The organism is Allohahella sp. A8 (assembly GCF_047946665.1).
GTDB lineage: Bacteria > Pseudomonadota > Gammaproteobacteria > Pseudomonadales > Oleiphilaceae > Allohahella.
Window position 1 is genome coordinate 871118 of sequence record NZ_CP172312.1, and the last position, 18457, is coordinate 889574.

Consider the following 18457-nt stretch of genomic DNA (forward strand, 5'->3'; position numbering starts at 1 on the left):
CTTTTTTTTGTGACTGCATCGAACTATCTGGCCTGGAGCGCATCCAGGTTGTAGCGAATTTCTGCGCCGCCCTGTGGGAGGGGAATGACTTCCATAAATCGGCCGCGTATTGCTTCATCCACTTGCAGCGGCGCATAGCCGGGGATGTTGCCAATCGTCATGATGAGTTGCTCACCATTGTTGACGAGATTGAGCTGGTCGCCATACGGCAGCTGCTCGATGCCTTGTTGCCCCAATAGCGTGTTCAAGTCGAACGGCCCTTCAGGAATTTCAACACCAAAGGGAATGGGAATAGGTTCACGCAAGGGCGCTACAGCAACTTCCTGAGGTGGTACAAAAGGCGATTCCAGATTCGCCTGGCGAGCTGCGTCGATCGCGCGCTCAAGTTGCTGGCGCTGTTCCGCGGTAGCGTTGGCAAGGTCGGCCTGGAGCTCCGGCTCGGTTTTGGTGGGCTGACCTGGCGTGATGGTATATGTCATCGACTGCCGTTCAGGCTGAGGTGCAGCCGCTGGCGTGACGATGATGGTGGAGTCCTTGATGTAGGTTTCGGTGAGTTCGTCGCTGGTAAGTGATTTAACTTCTGCTTGGGAGAAACTTGGAAGCAAAAGGCTCAAAGGAACAATGAAGGTAGTGGCAACAGCCTTTCTTCGGACCGGGTGGAGTTCTCGCAGTGGAGGAAATGTCACAGTGCTCATCAAAGGCTCCAAGTATCTTTCTTCCATTATACCCTAATTTACTAGTAAGCGGACAGATGGGATCATTCTCCCGAACATGCAGCCATTCGAGAGAATGATTCATTGCTATTATCGCGTAAAGTTCGTTATGAAAAGATCCTGCTTTCCGTTCGTATCGTAACTCGTGCCCGGCTGAGTACTGCCCCAGACCGATGTACCAGTGTTACTTATTCCGCCTAATGCGAAGAACGTGCTTGCAGGAAAAGTTTTCTCGTGCTGTTTTCCTGATGGAAGATGTTTTATGACTACCGTAGATCTATCTTTGTCACAGCCAAAAAATTCGCCGTTGTCGCTGACTACCGTGTGACTAGCTGATGGGCAAAACTTTTGTGCTGAGTCAGTGCCAAAGTTATAGAGCCATCCGCCACTTACGCCGGCTGATTGAGAGCTGTATGTAACCAAATTCCCATCACCACTTAGGTTGCCCATTTTCGCGTCACTGTGGATAGGGAAAGGCACTCTGTCGATGCGGCCACTGCTCACTTCGTACCGATAAACGTCCAAACCTGAGCCTTCGCCCTCGTTTGGCGCCAGACGACTCGCTGTATTGAAGGCTACATAATTTCCGTCAAACGATAACGAAATTTCGGTTGACCTGCCCACCATGAAAGGCAAGCGCTGTGCAGCCCCAGATTCGAGGTCATGCAGTCCTATATAGTATGCGCCCTCAAATCTATCCAAATACCCAATGATTCTTCCGTTACCACTGATGGCTTTTGCAAGATTAAAAGGTAGATGCTCAACAGATTGATCATCACGTCGGAATATTGCAGTTCTATGCGCGTTATAGGCGTCGGACATCAGCGCTATGCTGCCGTCGAAACTAAGCCCAACGGGCATGAAAGACCTGCTCTGTGCTCCCGCCTCATCCAGGCTTGCGAGATAGTATTTTCCCGTTACGGTGTCATGGAAAAAAGTATCGGATTCGGTACCATTGAGGTCGTCAGGGATTAAATAGTCGGCGCTCGAGTTACCGAGGATAGCAGAGCCGTCAGCGCTGATGCGACCTATATAAAACGATCCTTCATCCGGGAGCATAATCCGCTCGCCAAAAACCCGAGTATCAGAAGCCTGAACGGCGGTTGCTGCGGCTATTCCGGCTAAAAGTGTACAGATGGTTAATTTCATTGTAGTTTTCCAGTGTCCTTTGGATGTGAGAGTCCATAGTAGATGCCTGGCTGATACTGTTCTGTGATGCGGTTAGCAAAGGGTCCCGCCCGAAAATGCGATAGGTATCAGCGGTGTGCGATACGGCTGAATTATGTTCAGCTTGGAGTATCGGCTATGCTCTAGTCTTGTGATCGCGATCAGCGAACCTAGAACAAAAGCATCACTGATGAGGCACGTCTTGCAACCAACTGCCCCCGCAGAACTCGAATCCAGACGAAGCGGCTACTTCGCCAACCTGATCCAGCGCTGGGTCACGCGCCGTCTGCCGCCGCAGTCGCGGATTCGGCTGGGGCACAAGAACGTCTTTATCCTGCCGACTCGCTGGGGACTGATGTTTCTGATGACGGTGGTGCTGGTATTGATAGCCGGCATCAATTATCAGAACTCGATGATTCTGGCGACGTCCTTCCTGTTTTTTGCCGTGTTCGTCGTCCACATCCATATGAGCTTCAACAACTTCGCTGGCCTTACCGTCGCCTTTCACGATGCCGAGCCGGCTCATGTGGGTGAGGAAGCGCTGATTACCCTTACCGTCTGCTCGACCCGGGCAGCGGGCACGGACTCCGGCAGTGGGCGCGGAGAGCCGGCGACAGGCGACCGACACGTTGCCATTCAACTGGGTTGGCCGCAAAGCACCGCCAGTATTCGACATCAGCTCATTCATACCGGTTTGCCACCCACTGATCATCCCAGCGAGCCTGGCAGTGAGTCGGAATTACAGTCGGTTACGCTGCCGCTGAAGTGTCTGAAGCGTGGCATACAGCGGGCACCGAGATTGCTGGCGACCAGTGTCTATCCACTGGGTCTGGTCCGGGTCTGGTCATGGCTCGACCTCGATATCGATGTGCTGGTGTACCCACGACCAATTGCCGGTGAGGTCAACGCGGCCGACGCCGTGAGTGAAGGTGATAGCCAGCCGGACCGAAAGCTGCGACAGCAGCAGCCGGTGGATTTCGACGGTTTGCGGAATTACGAGCTCGGCGAGTCGCGCAGTCGCATCGCCTGGAAGAAGTACGCTCAGCAGGGTGTGCTGTACACCAAGCTGTTCTCGTCTGAATCGGCTGACCCGGTCTGGATCGATCAGGCGGCTTACGCGGGGCGTGATATCGAGTTGCAGATGTCTAACCTTTGTGCCGAACTGCTCGTGCGTGACAAGGGTCAGCAGCCCTACGGCCTCAAGCTGGGGAAGTGGCGGCTGGCACCAGGCCTGGGGCCACAGCACAAGCGGGAGGCACTGGAAGCGCTCGCACGCTATCCGGAGCTAACGCCCAATGCTTGAGCGACGCTTCAGCACCAATAGCCACGCCGACTTTACCGGCATCAACCCACAAGGGATGCCCTGGCTTTTACTATCGCTGGCATTGGCGGCGCTGCTGCATATCGACCATACGCCCATCTGGCTCAACATCGCGCTGGTCGGAATTCTGTTGTGGCGCATCATGGTATTCAGAGGGCGCTTCAGGCTGCCTCAGCTCTGGGTCAAGGTCATCCTCCTGCTGCTGGGTATCACGCTCTTTCTGGTGAGTTCGAAAGGGCAGTTCACCATTGAAAACGCGGTCGGTTTCTTCCTGCTCACCTATGGGCTGAAGCTGCTTGAAACCGGCTCGACCAGGGATGCCTACCTCTTCGTGTTCATGACGCTGTTCCTGATGCCGCTGGGCTTTTTGTTCAGCCAGTCGATCTTCGCAACCCTGTTCATCTTCGTGTCACTGGCTTTCGCCTTCATTGCGCTCATGGGCATCAATGGTTCGCTGGAGCGCACGACCTATTTCGGCGCGCTGAAGCGGGCATTCGGCCTGTTCGCCTGGGCCTTGCCTATTCTCGTAGTCGCCTACATCGTTTTTCCGAGGCTTGGACCAATCTGGTCGATGCCGCTGAACAGCACTTCGGCCTTCACAGGGCTGTCTGACAGCATGATGCCGGGGCAGGTCGCCAATTTGGCGCAATCCTCCGAGCGGGCCTTCCGTGCTGATTTTGATGGACCGCCGCCGCCTTCGCCCACCCTCTACTGGCGCGCCCTCGCCATGGATCTGTTCACGGCGGGGCAGTGGTCGCGATCGAACCAGCAGCGTGGCATCGATGAATCCAGAATGTTGCCACAGACCCGACTGCGCAGGTTGGGTCTGGGTGACGAAGCGATAGAAGCGGCGCTTTCGACGCCAGAATCCAGCTACGAGATCCTGCTGGATCCGCATAACCGCGACTGGGGGTTTTCGCTCAATGCGACGATACCCACCAGCCGGCAGCTGAGTGGCCAGAGTAGTGCGCGTGGTGGTGCCGTTTTGCAGACCCTCGACGGGCTGATTCGCTTCGGCCGTCCGGTGAAGAGTCCCTCCGCCTACACTCTGCAGTCACTGCCGTTGGATAAGGCCGCTACGGAGGCACAGTCCCGTCTTGATGCAGCCCATATTCAGGGTCTACCGGATGTCACCGCGCTCGGCTCAACTGCAGGGCTCGAGCTGACAGATTTTGACCGCCGTCGTCTGTTGCAACTGCCAGCAGAAGGTAATCCGCTAACGCGTAAATTTGCGGCAGAGCTGCGCGAGCAGCACGATGATCAGGCCGCCTTCATCTACGACCTGCTCAATTACTTCCGTACCGAGCCTTTCACCTACACACTCAATCCGCCAGTGCTCGACCCGGAGAGTAACGTCGACGATTTCATGTTTGGCGAGCGCCGCGGCTTCTGTGAACACTTCGCCTCGGCGACTGCGGTCATCCTGCGCTCGGCAGGTATTCCAGCCAGGATCATGACCGGCTATCAGGGTGGCGAGTTCAACTCGACTGGTGGCTTCCTGGTCGTGCGTCAGTACGATGCCCATGCTTGGGTCGAGGCCTGGCTCGAAGGTATCGGCTGGGTGCGTGTCGATCCTACGGCGGCTGTGTCTCCGCTTCGTATTGAGGCTGGTCTACGTACGGCGGTGGCGGAAGAGGGTGGTTTTCTCAGTAACGAAATATCGCTTTCGCGATTTTCCGGCATCAGTGCCCTGAACTGGATCGACATGCGACTGGAGTATACCAATTACCTCTGGCAGAAATGGGTCATCAACTACGATCAGAAGACACAGCAGAGTCTGTTGGCGACTTTTTTTGGTGACGTTGATATCAGGCAGATTGGCTTTATTGCTACGGGCGCAATCGCCGGAATCATCATCCTGATCGGGCTGATGCAGCTCATGCGAGGCAGACGGCATCTGCGGGCACAGGATCCTGTGGTCCGGCTCTATGACCGTCTGCTACGCAGACTTCGGCGCGCAGGTGCCGATGTTTCATCAATGGCGATTACACCGCGCCAGCTCTGTGGCATCATGCAGTCCGCAGGCGCCGACAAGGAGACTGCCATGGCCATTAGCCAGCGCCTCGAGCGTCTGTTGTATGCGCGGCGCCCGCAAATGGGTGCAGCCCGTTCACGCCTGCAGACCAACGAAATCCGTCAACTTCGGAGCCTGTTGCGGAAACTGAACCTCCGCAAGCGCAGCGATGCTTCACCGCGCTGAATCTTCGAATAATGCATATTGGGTATCAGATTTGCCATCTCTACAGCACGGCCCCTTTGAAACGAGAACAGCATGAGCGAGAACGATAGCGCTGCGCGTCTGCTGCTGCCCTGGCACAAGGCGGTTCGCTCCGAATTGTCCAGGCGGTGGCGGGATCAGGGCTGGCCCGCGGCCTTGCTACTGGAAGCCGTCCGAGGTAGCGGAAAGCTCGCCTTGGCCAGACATCTGGCCATGGACGCGCTTTGCGCAGAACCCATCTCGCAGCCTAACGGGGCCTTGCAGGCCTGTGGCGCATGTCGTCAATGCCTCCTGATGAACGCTGACAGCCATCCTGATTTCATCGTGATCGCGCCTGCCGACAGCCGCGTCATCAAGGTCGACCAGATTCGCTCGCTCACCGACTTTGCCTATACACGACCACAGGTGTCGAAGCGCAAGGTGGCGATACTCGACCCGGCAGATGCCCTTAACCTGCAGGCTGGCAACGCCCTCTTGAAGACACTGGAGGAGCCGGGTAGCGACGTGACGCTCATCCTGCTCAGTGAGCAGCGCTCGCGCTTACTGCCGACGGTTCGTAGCCGTTGTCAATATTTCAGGTTGCCAAAGCCTGCGCTGGCCGAACTCAACGATTGGGTCGCCGGCCGGCTCGTCTCCGGAAAATCTGCGGCGACATCGAAGCACGACGAGGTACTGTTGCCTGAACTGGTTGCAGCAATGACGCTGGCCTATCAATTCAGCCCCTGGCGAACGCTGGAGGCCTTGCGTGCAGACGGCCATCAGCAGCCTGTGCTTATGACGGTCATGGAAACGCTGGCCGCTTGTGTGGAGGGGCGTCAGGATATTTTTGCCGGCGCCCAGGTCCTGGCAAAAGTGCCTGTGGAAGAGTTGCTGGATCTACTGTTGTGGGTGTGGGCTTCGGTATTCAGGCTGCAGCTGAGCGAGGCTGCTGCGAGCGAGGCAGACCAGACGCTGGCGCAATCATCTGCGTTGAAGGATCTGCAGACGCTGGTGACAAGCCTTGAGTCAGAGGCCGCAGAAACAGCCTACCAGGCCTTGCTGGCCTTCAGGCAACAATTCAACGAAGGCCGGAATCCCTCGGTGCCACTGTTTCTGGAAGCGAGCCTCATGAAGCTGCGTGAGGGCCGCAGGAGTGATGAGAAGGCGGGGAAACCAGCTGCGGTGCGGCCCGTCGATTTTCTTTCCGCACTGACCCAATCCCAGCAGTTGCTGCGCTAGCTCCCGCAGGCTCGGATCACCCCAGTTTCTGCTTCAGTATGCGCTCTACGGTATCCACAATGACCTGCGTCTGACTGTCGATCTCCAGGTTCACGCCAGCTGGCTGAGACTGGTCGGCAGCAGCGAGTTCACCGAAGGTGGTCATTCGCAGCGTTTCGGGGATCAGATCCACGGAAAAGCCATCGGGCGTCAAATGTCCGACGGTCAGACTTGCGCCGTTAACCCCGATATAGCCCTTGTGGAAAATATAGGCGCGCAGCGCTTCAGGTACTGTGAAGGCGATATTGGTATTGTTGGGTGTATTGGTAACGGCTGCTACGGTCGCCACTGCATGAATGTGGCCCGATAACAGGTGCCCGCCAATTTCATCACCAAGGCGGGCAGCATGTTCGAAGTTCACCCAGTCGCCCTGCTGCAGCTTGCCGAGGGTCGTAATTCGCAGTGTTTCCTGCATCACATCAAAAGCCAGTTCACTACCATCGACGGCGGTGACGGTCAGGCAGGCGCCATCGATTGCCACACTGGCACCGCAGCGTGTGGCAGACTGGTCGGAGGGGAACTCAACCAATAGTCTCGATAGCCCTTCGAGCCTGTCGATGGTCTTTATCCGGGCCTTGCCCTGGACGATGCCTGTAAACATGTTGATTCTGCCCTGCAGGAAGTGAGAATGGCTGGGGCACATCGCCTGCCAACTGCGCCGTCTGGCGCGAATCGTGCTTATATGGTCAGAAGGCGGTGCTTTGACAGGCAAAAGCTGCCATTAAATTGACGTTGGCGACAATGGTGCGGCGGCGTCAGCCCGTTTGTGTGCGTTTCATCGGCATAGTATTCAGACTTATGAAGATCCACAACCCCGGCGATATCGATCTGAGCCCTACTGCGCTTCGGCAGCTGGTCGAACAGGCCTCACTGAATCTCGACCCTCGCGAGGTGCTCGCTCAGGAGGCTGCACATCGCAGTCAGGCAGCCACCCAGAAGCAATCCCTCGAGCAGAGTCTCCAGAGTGGGGCGGGCCGCAATGCGCCGGCGGTGATCGAGCAGGGCGCACGAAGTGGTGGATCGCGTGAAATCGCCAGTCCAGAATCGGCTGCAGCCTGGCGCGAGCGACGTAGTCCGGATCGCGCCGGTGAGGGTCGGCGCTCTTATGAAGTCGATCCTGATGCTGGTCGAAAGCCTGCTGAAGCGAGTGCGGCTTCAGCGGCCCCGACGCCTGAAGAGCGGGAGCGTGAACGCTCGCGTCTGGCCCGACGGCTGAAACTCATTCAGCAGGTCATTGCTGAATGCCAGGCGCTCGAACTGCTTAATGTCGAGGCGTTGCAGATGAGTGACTATCCCACACCGGCCCAGATGCTGCTGGCAAAACGGCGTTCAAATCTGCTGTGGCTGGGCGTGCTGTTGTGTCTCGGTGTTTTTCTTACGGCGCTGATGGCCAACCTCAACCCGTGGGTGGCCGGATCTCTATTGGGCGGCGCTGTGCTCTTAACGGCCTTGCAGATAGGGCCGGTGCGGTCATTACTGTTTTCCGATATGAGTTATTCGGGCTTGCAGGCAAGACGCAAGTCACTCGAGTCAGCTGCTCTGAATCACATTCGCATGCTCGAAGGGCGGAATGGCCTGGCGTATCAGTGTCAGATGATGAGCGCTGAGTTCGAAGCACTCAGGCACAGGCAGTTTACCCGTCTTGTAATGCTCAGCCGGAAGGGCCTCTTGCTCAAGGCCATGCGTCATGCCGGCGCTATTCGGCTGTATCTGCGGTATATGATGTTATCCCGGGCGGCGTATCTTTCACTGAAACGTGACTACGTCACTATCAATCATCGTCTGAGAACGGAGTTTGGGGACGTCGGGGATAACGACTAGGCCAGGGGGACAGGTTGACACGACAGCGTTTCAAACGTATGTTTCAAACAGCTGTTCGTAGCGAACGGAACGCGTACCAATCTTAGTATGGCAGGGTCGATGGCACAGTCCGATACCGTAGACAAAATACTCGATGCCGCAGAAATGCTCTTTGCAGAGCGGGGTTTCGCCGAAACCTCATTGCGCCAGATCACCAGTAAGGCCGGCGTCAACCTCGCCGCGGTCAATTATCATTTCGGCTCGAAGAATGCACTGATCCAGGCGGTTTTTGCGCGATTTTTCAATCCCATCACACGCAATCTGCGCGAGCGTCTGAGCGAAATCGACGCCAAGGATTCAGATACCATGCTCGAGCAATTGCTCCAGGTGGTGACCAGATCGATACTGCAGACGCAGAACAGGCGTAACGCCAACGGGCTGGCCGTCTTCATGCGCCTGCTGGGCCTGGCCTATACCCAGAGTCAGGGTCACCTGCGGCGCTTTCTCGAACAGAATTACAGCCTCGAGTTCCGCGAATTCATGCAGCTCTTGAAGAAGGCCACGCCGCATCTGTCGAGCGTCGAACGCTTCTGGCGACTGCAGTTCATGCTGGGCGCCACAACGTTCACGATGTCCTCTTCCGAAGCGCTTAGCAGCATACTGAAGAATGAGCTCGATATCAGTAGTTCGCCCCAGGATATCGTCGTCGAACTGGTCAGGTTCCTGTCGGCGGGACTCAAGGCCGGTGGTGGGCGCGCCGAAAATTTACCGAAGGGTGAGCAGCGCGGCGACCGACGTGACAGTCCTGAGAGCGATAGACGCGGCTCGCTTGCGGCCTCCGACGCGCAGTGCCTGAGTGGGGATGAAGGGCAGTTGGCCTCAGACGAGCTGCATCTCGATAACAATGAACGTTCGGCTGCGCTGGCTGCTGCCATCAAGATTGCCGAGTCAAAACCGCGAGGCCACTGATGCTCAATCTGCTGCGTATCAGTGCTGCAACGCAGACCCTCGAGTGCCTGTCAGCGGATGCCCGGATCGGTGCCACCCGAGAGCTTGCCGAGTTGGAAGCCTACGCGGAGGCAGCCGAGGCCTGTGGCCCTATATACACCATATCGACAGCAGCAGCTGGCCTCGGCGAGCTAAATGGCAGCCTGCAGACGCCGCGCGGCTGGCACTACATCCGCGCCTGCATCGGTCGCGAGCTGCCGGCACTGGCGGTGCTTGCCGGACGCCGCTGGACCGGTGAGATCTTTGATACAGCGCTCGCGGAACGCTATCCCCAACGCGACTGGATACTCACCCGCATACTTTGGCTCTGTGGCCTCGAATTGGGGAACAACCGTGGAAACGGGGTCGACACACAGCGGCGCTATATTTATATTCACGGCACTGCTGACGAACATCTGCTGGGTACCGCTGCCTCACATGGCTGCATTCGTATGGCCAGCGATGACGTGACAGCGCTCTTCGAACGTGTGCAGCCAGGTTGCCGCGTAATCATTCGTTAGCCAGTCGAGGGATTGAATGCTCGCTTTTATCGGTGGAACCGGCCTGACCAGGCTGGAAGGCTTCGAAATTCTCAATGAAAAGACAGTCGATACGCCTTACGGTCAGCCATCTGCTGCAGTACTGGAAGTTGGCCATTCGGAACATCCGGAAAGCTCAGCCTTTTTCCTCGCGCGGCACGGCCACCCGCATGGCATTGCCCCGCACGCCGTCAATTACCGCGCCAATATCTGGGCCCTCAAGGAAATGGGTGCGACTGCAGTCATCGGCGTCAATGCCGTAGGCAGTATTGATCCCAGTCTGAAGCCAACCGACCTGGTACTGCCAGACCAGTTGGTTGACTATACCTGGGGCCGAGCGAGCACCTTTTCGACTGATACCGCTGTCGAGCATATCGACTTTTCGTGGCCTTACACAGCATCGTTGATGGCTAGAATCATCGAGGCTGCCAAGCGCATTGATGTTCAGGTCAAGACGGGCGGCGTTTACGCGGCCACCCAAGGGCCGCGTTTGGAAACGGCCGCCGAGATTCGTCGCCTCGCGAACGATGGTTGCACAATTGTTGGTATGACCGGCATGCCGGAAGCTGCGTTGGCTCGAGAAGCTGGCCTGGACTATGCCAGTCTGTGCCTCGTGGTGAATCCCGCGGCGGGCGTGAAGGCGGACGGTGCGCCGGATCGTGAAATCACGATGGCGGATATCGAACAGGCCGTGCTGGATGGCATGTCAAACGTGCGCCAGCTCATTGCCACCCTGGTGGGTGAGCAGCAGCGCTAAATACGCAGGCCGTGCAGGCCCGCTGTTATTGGCGGGCCGAGCTGGCTATTCCTCGTCGCCGAGTTCTTCGACTTCGAGCCCATTGGACGCTTCAGGGCCGCGCAGTCGAACCGCGGACTCATCACTGACGGACTGGATCATGGCCAGCACACCAATGGCCGGATGATCGATGTAATGCAGCTGACCGGACTTCATCCGTCGCGACTGCTGCAGTACATAACGGCCGTAAATCTCCCCGCTCGCTCCAGGAATCTCGATGCTTTCATCGCTGGTGTACACGGGTTCCCCCTGCGGACCGGTATGATCGGTCAGCACCAGCGTTGCGTTCATGTGCATGAAGCGCGACAGCCTGAACTGTAGCTCGCCCTGCAGCGACCACCGGTTGTCGTCCAGCGTCGAGGTGGCCAACGTGAAATGATAGTCCCGCTGTTTCACCATCGGCAACATCATGGAGCCATGCCAGAGCACGCGATACCCATAGGCGCGTTCAAGGTTCGTCAGCGCGTCGTTTAGCATGAAGTCCTTGCGAAGCATCAGTGGCCAACGATCTTCGCTGGCATCGCCCAAAGATATCGCATCATCGCGCATGTTCAGCAATGGAGAGCCATCGGGCTTCTTGCCACCGAAGCTGGCCTCGGGCCCATAGCCCTCAGCGCTTGTATCGATTGCAGTTTCAGTAGAGACGCCATTGCCTGCCGTGATTCCCGCGCCCCCAGAATTGGCCGCTTGGTCTGTTTCGATATCGCGCGGCGGCAGCGGCAACAGCCGCTCTGAATCGCTGATGGGATAATTGCGGAAAATGATCAGCTCGAGCTGATAGACACTCGCTTCATTGTCGGCCGCCAGTGCCGGCGCCTGGCCGGGTAAGGGCAGGAGTGCCGTACTCATGACGGCAGCGCATACGAGCGCAGGTGCTGGTAATCGAAAAAAGTTCACGCAAACATCCTTACAATCTGTTCTGCCCATTGATGGCGCTGCTCTGGATCAACCAAAGGTACGTTGTCGCGCAGTTTCTGGCTACCCTCTAGCCGGTAGCGCTTCGGTTTAGTCTGTACCAGTTCGATCAGCTTCATCGGCTGCACGCGGGTTTTCGCTGCGAACTCAACCACGCCGCCTTTCTCACCGGCATCGATCCGTACGATACCCAGTTGATCGGCTTCCATGCGAATGGCGGCCTGGCGGAACAGGTTCTTTGCTGCATCAGGCAGCAAGCCGAAACGATCGATCAGCTCGACCTGGAGATCCTTCAGCGCCTCGGGCGATTTCGCCGCAGCAATGCGCTGATATAGCACGAGCCGCGATTGCACATCGTGGATATAGCTGTCCGGCAGCAATGCAGGTGCCCTCAGGTTTACCTCGCAAACCTTCTCTTCCGGATCATCCAGCGACAGTTCCTTACCTTCGCGCATAGCCCTCACCGCACTGTCCAGCAGTTGCATGTACAGCGAGAAGCCGATGGCATTGATGTGACCGCTCTGTTCTGCGCCCAGAAGCTCACCCGCACCTCTGATCTCAAGGTCATGGGTCGCCAGGGTAAAGCCGGCGCCGAGGTCCTGCGCCGCACTGATGGCCTCCAGCCGCTTCCTCGCGTCTGCTGTCAGTGATCGAGGTGAGACTGTCAGCAAATAGGCGTAGGCCTGGTGGTGCGAGCGGCCAACCCGGCCCCTGAGCTGGTGCAGCTGGGCAAGCCCAAGCTTGTCGGCCCTGTCGATGATAATGGTATTGGCGCTGGGGATATCGATGCCGGTTTCGATAATGGTAGTACACACAAGCACGTTGTATTTCTTGTGATAGAACTCCGACATGACCTTCTCAAGCTGGCGCTCAGGCATCTGACCGTGCGCCACACAGATTCGCGCGCCGGGCACCAGTTCTGCCAGTGCGTCCGCCGTCTTCTGTATCGTCTTCACTTCATTGTGCAGGTAAAAGACCTGGCCGCCGCGGAGCAGTTCCCGCATCACAGCCTCCTTCACGATGCCGTCTTCATGCTCATGCACGAAAGTCTTTACTGCCAGGCGTCGTTCGGGTGGGGTGGCGATAATTGAAAGGTCACGCACGCCCTGCAATGACAGGTTCAGTGTTCGTGGAATTGGCGTCGCAGTGAGCGTCAGGATGTCGACTTCGGCGCGCAGGGCCTTCAGGCGCTCCTTTTGTTGCACGCCAAAGCGGTGTTCCTCATCGATGATCAGAAGACCGAGATCCTTGAACTCGACATCCTTTTGAATCAGCTTATGGGTGCCGATCACGATATCGACCTGCCCAGCTTTCATCGCTTCCATCGAGGTCTTGATTTCCTGCGTCGAACGGAAGCGGCTGAGCAGTTCGATACGCATGGCGGTGCCAGCAAATCGATCGCGGAAGCTGTTGAAATGCTGTTGTGCCAGCAATGTGGTTGGCACAAGCACGACGACCTGGCGCCCCGCGTTGGCCACCAGGAAGGCTGCTCGCATCGCCACCTCGGTCTTGCCGAAGCCGACATCGCCACAAATGAGCCGGTCCATGGGCTGCTGCCGCTTGAGATCGGACACTACGGCGCCGATGGCGCTGGCCTGATCGGGCGTTTCTTCAAAAGGGAAGTCATCAGCAAAGCGGCTGTATTCGATTTCTTCGACCTTGTACGAATGCCCCTTTCGGGCCTCGCGCCGCGCGTAGATTTTCAGCAGTTCGCTCGCCACATCTCGAATCTTCTCGCGGGCTGCACGTTTCGCCTTCTGCCATTTGTCGTTGCCGAGCTTGTGCAGTGGCGCAAATTCCTCATTAAGCCCGGCATAGCGTGAGAGCACCTGCAGCTGCGCCACGGGTACATAGAGTTTCGCATCATCGCCATACACGAGCAGGATGAACTCCTGTTCCTGATCACCCACATTCAGACTGACCAGTCCGTGAAAGCGCCCGACACCGTGTTCGATATGCACGACCGGCATACCTTCCTTCAATTCGGCGAGGCTCTGGATAAGGGCATCGGTGTCTGTGGCTGACTGCTTTCGGCGGCGGCGCTGCGGCACCTTGAGTTCGAACAGATCGGACTCGCTGATGAGCAGGGCAGGCGGGTCAAGCAAGCGGAAGCCACGGTCGATATCCGCTGTCAGTACCTGCCAGCTACCAGGGCGGCTGAGTGCTTCCTGCCAGCTATGTGCGCTCAAGAGCGCCTGGTCATGCGCTGCAAAGAGGTCCTTCAGAGCTTCCGCACGACCGGCAGACTCTGCCGCCAGCACAACGGTGTCCTTGCCCGCCGCATCGATGAGCTTCTGCAGCGGCTGGTTCTGCTGCGTCTCAACGCCCACGGCCGGCAGCTCGGCGACCACCGCCTTTTCACCATCAGCTTTCGGGGTAACTTCTATTCGAGGTTGACGCGCCAGCGCGGCGAATAGCTCATCCGGTCGCAGATACAGCTTGTGCGGTGGTAAAAGCGGGCGGTGACGATCATGGCCCAGACTGTCGAAACGAGACTGCACATCAGCCCAGAACTCCTCTGCGCGCGCATGCAGGTTCGGCATCAGATACAGCTGACTGTCGGGCGGCAGATAGTCGAAGAGGGTGGACGTGTCAGCGTCGAACAGCGGCATGTAGTATTCGATGCCCGGCGTGACGATGCCTTCTACGACGTCTCTCAGTACGGGCGTCTGACGAGGCGACTCCGGAAAGGCTTCGTAGAAGTTCTGCCTGAAGCGACTTCGGGCCGCCTCGTCGAAGGGGAACTCGAAGGCCGGCAGCAATTCGATTTCATCGATCTGATCGCCTGAACGTTGGGTCTCCGGGTCGAAATAACGCAGGCTGTCGACTTCATCATCGAACAGCTCGATTCGAAACGGCTGGTCATGACCCATGGGGAACAGATCGATGATGGCACCACGAACCGCAAACTCGCCATGTTCGAAGACAGTGTTTACATTGCGGTAGCCGACCTGCTCAAGCTGTTCTCTATAGCTGCCGATGTCGATGGTATCGCCCTTCTTGATCCACAGCGTGGTGCCGAGCAGGTGCCGTCGGGAGGCAAGGCGCTGCATGAGCGTGGCAACTGAAATCAGCAATAGCCCACCTTTCTGGCGCGGCAGGCTCACCAGCGTGGCGATACGTCGGCTCACGATATCCTGGTGCGGCGAGAAACTGTCGTAGGGCAGGGTTTCCCAGTCCGGCAGCGCAAGGGTGGGCGTAGCATCCCGCTCGTCCAGTCGGCGGAACAGGTCGAGCCCGGCCTCGAGGCGCTCGAGCGTCGCCATGTCTGGCGTCACCACCACGGTGAGGGTATCGGGCTGCTGTTGTTCCAGTTGCGCGAGGAACATGGCATCGGCGCGGCCTGGCAAAATTGGCCAGCGTGCAGCCTGACCGGCCGGCATCTCGCGAGGCAGAGGGAAAGGCAGGGCTGTATCCAGCTTTCGCTTGGCAGTCGTTCGGCTTGCAGAAGGCGTGCTTGTCATTGGTCCGGTCTGTGTAGTGTTGCTGTGGCCAATCGAAGAGTACGTTGCCGCTTGCCATTCCGGGCGCAGCGATTGGACCTCATTTCATGACATCTCTGCCGGTGTGCTGGCGCAGATTGTACTGTGGCTGCTATAAATGGCAATGCTGGTCTTCCATCCTGGGGCTGGAACGGCGATAATATGCGCCCAATTTTTCACTCTTATGCTTAAACTCAGAGCCTGACTACGCTCTGCCGACATTGTGCGGGAATGGCTCAATTCGTCCTGCCTGTCGGATCAACCGAGGTGCCTTGTAGTGAGTCAAGATAAACTGGACGCATGTTTTAGTGACTGGACGGCGAAAGAAAATGTCGCCGAGGCCATGATCCCGCTGATCGGCAGGCTCTACCGCAAATATAACGTCATTACGTCGATCTATGGCAAAGCAGTCATCAACCAGTCCGTCATCGGTCTGTTGAAGGCACATCGCTTCGTCCGCCAGGTCGAGAACCGTGAGCTCTCCGTTCATGAGACCATGCCGGTGCTGCTCGCGCTGGACAAGCTGAATCTTGGACCTGCCCATATCGACATCGGCAAGATGGCCGTGCGCTACAGCGACCACGGTAGTGGCAAGCCGCTTCAGGACTTCCTGGCCGAGGAACTCAAGGAAGTCGTCAACCGTCACAAGCCGCGCGAAGAGTCGGGTGCTGCTTCCAAGGACGTCGTACTCTACGGTTTCGGACGTATCGGTCGTCTGCTGGCGCGTATTCTGGTTGAAAAGGCAGGCGGCGGTGAGAACCTGCGTCTTCGTGCCATCGTGGTGAGAAAGGGCAAGGCGTCGAACGACATCGAGAAGCGCGCGAGCCTTCTGCGACGCGACTCGGTACATGGCAGCTTCAAGGGCACCATCACCATCGATGAGGAAAACCAGGGCATCATCGCCAACGGTAACTTCATCAAGGTCATCTACGCCAACTCACCAGAGTCTATCGACTACACCAGCTATGGCATCAACAACGCCATTCTTGTCGACAATACCGGCGTATGGCGCGACAAGGACGGCCTGGGCCAGCATCTCAAGGCCAAGGGCGTTGCCCGTGTACTGCTCACGGCGCCAGGCAAGGGTGATATCAAGAATATCGTCTTCGGTATCAACAACGAAGATATCAAGGCTGAAGACACCATCCTGTCTGCGGCATCCTGTACGACCAATGCCATTACGCCAGTACTCAAGGTCATCAACGACCGCTACGGCATCCGCGATGGGCATGTCGAAACCGTTCATGCCTATACCAACGACCAGAACCTGATCGACAACTATCATGCTGGTAGTCGACGCGGCCGAAGTGCTGGGTTGAATATGGTTATCACAGAAACCGGCGCTGCCAAGGCTGTTGCGAAGGCGCTGCCTGAGTTGGCTGGCAAGCTCTCCGGTAACGCGATTCGCGTTCCCATCCCCAACGTTTCCATGGCGATCCTGAACCTCAACCTGGACAAGGATACCAACGTCGAGGAGTTGAACGATTACCTGCGCACTATTTCGCTGCACTCGAAGTATCAGAAGCAGATCGACTTCGTGAATTCCCCGGAAGTTGTGTCGTCCGACTTCGTGGGTTCACGTCACGCAGGTATTGTCGATGCTCAGGCGACTATCGCCAGTGGCAATCGCATCGTGCTCTATGTCTGGTATGACAACGAAGCTGGCTACAGCGCCCAGGTCGTGCGCATCGTCAACCAGATGGCCGGCGTGCATTACAAGGTTTTCCCGGCAGCAACGGTCTGATTCCATCCCTGGCGGCACGTTCGCCAGGGTGCGCTATCATAAGTGCGGGCAAGGTTGGCGTTGACGATCGTCACGTGCTTTTCTTACGTCGCCACGTATACTGGCGACCGTAAACCGTTGCTTCGCAGGCCAATCAAGAAAAAAGACAGGCTGACTGAATGAAAAAAATCAAGAAGGGCCTCGATATCCCGATATCGGGTGAGCCCAAGCAGATCATCGATCAGGGCCCAGCGGTCACGGAAGTGGCTATCGTCGGGTTCGATTACAATGGCATGAAGCCCACCATGGAGGTCGCTGAGGGCGATCGGGTGCTTTGTGGTCAACTGCTGTTTACTGACAAGAAAACTGAAGGTGTGCGCTACACTTCGCCGGCCACAGGTACCGTAAAAGCCATTCATCGTGGCGAAAAGCGGGTTTTTCAGTCCATAGTGATTGCTGTCGATCAGCATGAAGATGGCGAGAGTCAGGTACAATTCACCCATTATCCAGCCGATCAGCTCGAGTCGCTGTCACGGCAGCAGGCCGTCGATCTGCTCGTGGAGTCGGGAGAATGGACAGCCTTCCGCACAAGGCCGTTCAGCAAGGTTCCCGAGCTCGATGCCGAGCCCCACTCAATTTTCGTCTCTGTTATGGATACGCAGCCGCTGGCCGCTGATCCGCTGGTCATCATCGCCCAGGCCAATGAAGACTTCCAGAACGGCCTCAGGGTGCTGAGTCGTTTGACCAAGGGCAAGGTTTTCGTCTGCTCCGCGCCGGATGTCGACGTGCAGCTGCCGAAAATGGACCGTCTCGAGCATGAGACGTTTGCCGGTCCGCATCCTGCGGGGCTCGTCGGCACACACATTCACCACCTTGATCCGGTGAACCTGTACAAGAGCGTGTGGACGGTAGGCTATCAGGACGTGATCGCAATCGGTCGCCTGTTCACCACTGGCTACAAGTTCGTTGAGCGCGTTGTGGCGCTATCCGGCCCTGCCGTCAAACGGCCGCGGCTGATCAGAACCCGCACTGGCGCTTCGGTCAGTCAGCTCACCTTGAACGAACTGAAATCGGACAATGTTCGTACAGTTTCAGGCTCAGTGCTGGGTGGCAGATCCGCCCGTGACTCCGTCGACTACCTCGGTCGATACGACTACCAGATCGCCTGTCTGGAAGAAGGTCACCACCGCGAGCTTTTCGGCTGGCTTTCTCCTGGTCTCAACAAGTTCTCTGTAATCAACATCTATCTGTCAAAGCTCATGCCGGGCAAGCGCTTCAACATGACGACGACAACCAATGGCAGTGAGCGGGCAATGGTGCCAATCGGTACTTATGAACGCATCATGCCGCTCGACATTCTGCCAACGCAACTGCTGCGGGCCCTGATTGTCGGAGATACTGAAGTTGCCCAGAAGCTGGGCTGCCTCGAACTCGATGAAGAGGATCTTGCGCTGTGTTCATTCGTGTGCCCAGGCAAGTACGAGTACGGGCCGATACTCAGGCGTAATCTCGAAACCATCGAAAAAGAGGGTTGATGTC

General features: G+C 57.3%; 13 protein-coding genes and 1 pseudogene. 9 read left to right on the forward strand and 5 right to left on the reverse strand.

Annotated features, from left to right (window positions below; all coding sequences use genetic code 11):
• Nucleotides 1-23: 23 nt before the first annotated feature.
• Together ACH3PB_RS04330 and ACH3PB_RS04335 are read right to left on the reverse strand one after the other, a co-directional pair.
• Entirely contained in the window at nt 24-695 is a 672-nt protein-coding gene (locus ACH3PB_RS04330; RefSeq protein ID WP_416398199.1) for a hypothetical protein, read from the reverse strand.
• A 108-nt stretch (nt 696-803) separates the two neighbouring features.
• A complete protein-coding gene (locus tag ACH3PB_RS04335) occupies nt 804-1862 on the reverse strand; it encodes a TolB family protein (RefSeq protein WP_416398201.1) in 1059 nt (352 codons plus the stop codon).
• Between the two features lie 220 nt (nt 1863-2082).
• Between ACH3PB_RS04335 and ACH3PB_RS04340 the strand changes: the two genes are divergently transcribed.
• The 3 genes from ACH3PB_RS04340 (at nt 2083) to ACH3PB_RS04350 (ending at nt 6637) form a co-directional block, all read left to right on the forward strand.
• Nucleotides 2083-3183: a DUF58 domain-containing protein gene (locus tag ACH3PB_RS04340; RefSeq protein ID WP_416398202.1), complete on the forward strand. Its 1101-nt coding sequence runs from the start codon at nt 2083-2085 to the stop codon at nt 3181-3183.
• On the forward strand, nt 3176-5401 hold the full coding sequence (locus tag ACH3PB_RS04345) for a transglutaminaseTgpA domain-containing protein (protein ID WP_416398203.1): 2226 nt from the start codon (nt 3176-3178) through the stop codon (nt 5399-5401). Before ACH3PB_RS04340 ends, ACH3PB_RS04345 begins: the two co-directional genes overlap by 8 nt.
• Before the next feature lie 72 nt (nt 5402-5473).
• Nucleotides 5474-6637: a hypothetical protein gene (locus ACH3PB_RS04350; RefSeq protein ID WP_416398204.1), complete on the forward strand. Its 1164-nt coding sequence runs from the start codon at nt 5474-5476 to the stop codon at nt 6635-6637.
• 16 nt (nt 6638-6653) lie between these two features.
• Here the strand turns inward: ACH3PB_RS04350 and ACH3PB_RS04355 are convergent, their stop codons facing one another.
• On the reverse strand, nt 6654-7277 hold the full coding sequence (locus tag ACH3PB_RS04355; protein ID WP_416398205.1) for a riboflavin synthase subunit alpha: 624 nt from the start codon (nt 7275-7277) through the stop codon (nt 6654-6656).
• Between the two features lie 197 nt (nt 7278-7474).
• Between ACH3PB_RS04355 and ACH3PB_RS04360 the strand changes: the two genes are divergently transcribed.
• The 4 genes and pseudogenes from ACH3PB_RS04360 (at nt 7475) to ACH3PB_RS04375 (ending at nt 10759) form a co-directional block, all read left to right on the forward strand.
• Nucleotides 7475-8497 (forward strand): hypothetical protein, encoded by a 1023-nt coding sequence (locus ACH3PB_RS04360; protein WP_416398206.1) that lies wholly within the window; start codon nt 7475-7477, stop codon nt 8495-8497.
• A gap of 99 nt (nt 8498-8596) precedes the next feature.
• A pseudogene (locus ACH3PB_RS04365) lies at nt 8597-9280 on the forward strand (TetR/AcrR family transcriptional regulator); the annotation flags it as partial.
• Nucleotides 9281-9444: 164 nt separating this feature from the next.
• Nucleotides 9445-9984 (forward strand): L,D-transpeptidase family protein, encoded by a 540-nt coding sequence (locus ACH3PB_RS04370; protein WP_416398208.1) that lies wholly within the window; start codon nt 9445-9447, stop codon nt 9982-9984.
• Between the two features lie 16 nt (nt 9985-10000).
• Nucleotides 10001-10759 carry an S-methyl-5'-thioinosine phosphorylase gene (locus ACH3PB_RS04375; protein ID WP_416398210.1) on the forward strand — a complete coding sequence of 253 codons (759 nt, stop codon included), beginning with the start codon at nt 10001-10003 and terminating at the stop codon, nt 10757-10759.
• A 45-nt stretch (nt 10760-10804) separates the two neighbouring features.
• On the opposite strand, the gene ACH3PB_RS04380 is transcribed toward ACH3PB_RS04375, so the two are convergent.
• Both ACH3PB_RS04380 and mfd read right to left on the reverse strand, forming a co-directional pair.
• The gene (locus ACH3PB_RS04380; protein WP_416398211.1) at nt 10805-11695 is read right to left on the reverse strand and encodes a CsiV family protein; all 891 of its coding nucleotides are present in this window, start codon (nt 11693-11695) and stop codon (nt 10805-10807) included.
• Nucleotides 11692-15177: a transcription-repair coupling factor gene (mfd, locus tag ACH3PB_RS04385; RefSeq protein ID WP_416398212.1), complete on the reverse strand. Its 3486-nt coding sequence runs from the start codon at nt 15175-15177 to the stop codon at nt 11692-11694. Before mfd ends, ACH3PB_RS04380 begins: the two co-directional genes overlap by 4 nt.
• A gap of 295 nt (nt 15178-15472) precedes the next feature.
• Between mfd and ACH3PB_RS04390 the strand changes: the two genes are divergently transcribed.
• Together ACH3PB_RS04390 and ACH3PB_RS04395 are read left to right on the forward strand one after the other, a co-directional pair.
• The gene (locus tag ACH3PB_RS04390; RefSeq protein ID WP_416398214.1) at nt 15473-16939 is read left to right on the forward strand and encodes a glyceraldehyde-3-phosphate dehydrogenase; all 1467 of its coding nucleotides are present in this window, start codon (nt 15473-15475) and stop codon (nt 16937-16939) included.
• 158 nt (nt 16940-17097) lie between these two features.
• Nucleotides 17098-18453 (forward strand): Na(+)-translocating NADH-quinone reductase subunit A, encoded by a 1356-nt coding sequence (locus ACH3PB_RS04395; RefSeq protein ID WP_416398215.1) that lies wholly within the window; start codon nt 17098-17100, stop codon nt 18451-18453.
• Nucleotides 18454-18457: the final 4 nt, after the last annotated feature.